Origin of the sequence: Lacticaseibacillus suilingensis, from assembly GCF_016861845.1 — a bacterium.
Taxonomy (GTDB): Bacteria; Bacillota; Bacilli; order Lactobacillales; family Lactobacillaceae; genus Lacticaseibacillus; species Lacticaseibacillus suilingensis.
In genome coordinates this window covers 1-1,635 of record NZ_BOLV01000057.1, presented here as the reverse complement: position 1 = coordinate 1,635, position 1,635 = coordinate 1, and the positions used below count along the sequence as shown (strand labels likewise).

The 1,635-nt window shown below is 50.0% G+C and carries 1 protein-coding gene; it reads left to right on the top strand.

Going from position 1 to position 1,635, the window contains the following annotated elements:
* Positions 1-402 precede the first annotated feature (402 nt).
* A complete protein-coding gene (locus JUF11_RS13010) occupies positions 403-1,458 on the top strand; it encodes an IS110 family RNA-guided transposase (protein ID WP_236000619.1) in 1,056 nt (351 codons plus the stop codon).
* Positions 1,459-1,635: the final 177 nt, after the last annotated feature.

Here is a 1,635-nt window from a genome sequence, read left to right as displayed (position 1 = left end):
CAAAAAAACTGACTAACATTAGTGGTGAACCAAGATCCGACGGGATCCTGGTTCACCACTTTTTCGTTTCTGGTAAAGTGGTAGCGAAGTTGACATGTCGTGGGGCTCTTTGGCGCTTGACGCCGCAATAAAAACTGACAACTTCACTTGATCCACCAATTAACTCGCTCGAAGTCCGTTGGCGCTTGACGCCGTGTATTGAAAATTGGGATGAGTGAATCGGTGAGACAACTTCATAAGGTGGTGTTTCAGCATGGAATGTATTTTTGGTATTGATGTCAGCAAGGATACCGCTGAGGTGGCAATTCTTGCCAATGACAAGGTACTGCACAGGTTCAAGATACTCTGAACTAAATAGGCTTTGCGGCGCTCGATGAACAGCTGCAAAGCTTCAGTGCACCGGTGGTAATCTTTGAGGCGACTGGCGTGTACTCGAGACGCGTGGCCGCGTTCTTCCAGCGGGAAGGCTTGGCTTACACGCAGATCAATCCGCTACAGGCAAAACGAGCGATGGAGGATTTCAGAAGTCGCAAGAACGATGTTCTGGACGCGGAGGGATTGGCGCGAGCAATGGCGCGCTATCACTTCGCCCCCACTTACCAGGAAAAGCCTGTGTATGGCGAATTGCGCGACTTAGAGCGCACCTATCAGCAGCACAATGAAGATATCGTGCGAGCCAAGAACAGGCTTCATCGGTCACTTCAGATGACCTTCCCCGAGATTGAGCACGTGCTCAGCTCTACGGACGGTTTACTGTACTGGCACCTGGTTCAGAGATTTCCACATCCGGATGCCGTGCTCGCCTGCGAGATGGATGAACTCACTCGGGTGGTGATGGAATCGACACCCAAGAATATGGGGCTAAAACGTGCACAGCGCATCGCTGGCAAACTGTGGGACCTAGCTCAGCTATCCGCTCCAGCGGCAGTTGAAACGGACTACATCGTCAAGGCAACGACATTTCAAGCCCAAGAAGTCGCGCGGCTTGATCAGCTAAAGGCCGCCACCATCGTCGAAATGGCGGTGGTGGCGAAAGGCTTGAGCGAGGTGCAAATACTCATGTCAATTCCTGGCATCGGAGAGAAAACGGCGTTGTGCCTGCTCGCCGAGTTGGGCGATGTACGCAGGTTCCACAGTGCCAACGCGATAAACGCGTATGTTGGTATTGACTTGATTCAATACCAGTCCGGAAACTACAACGCCGAGCAGCACATTCGTAAGCGTGGGAATGCCTATGCCAGAAAGATTATGTACCGAGCTATCATCAACATCGTCAGCGCGGCAAGGTATCGTCCCACTCGAATCAGCGCAGCCTATAAACGCAAAAAGCAATCATCTCAGTTTAATCGAACCAAGAAGATTGCCGTTGCGGCGATGAGCCAATTGAACCGACTGATCCGCCACCTGATCCTAAACAATGAGCCATACGATAAGACAGCGTTCTGCCCAGAACCGTAAATCGTTGCTCATCTAGTCAGCTTGTAACACCTCAAAATCACGAAATACATGAGGCTTGTTTAGTATACGCCAAAACAGAGTTTGAAAAGCCCAACTTCTTCTCCCTATGTCCAAAATCAAGACAAAGAAAAAGAGAAAGCTGATTAAATCAACTTTCTCTTGACTACTGGTAGAAAA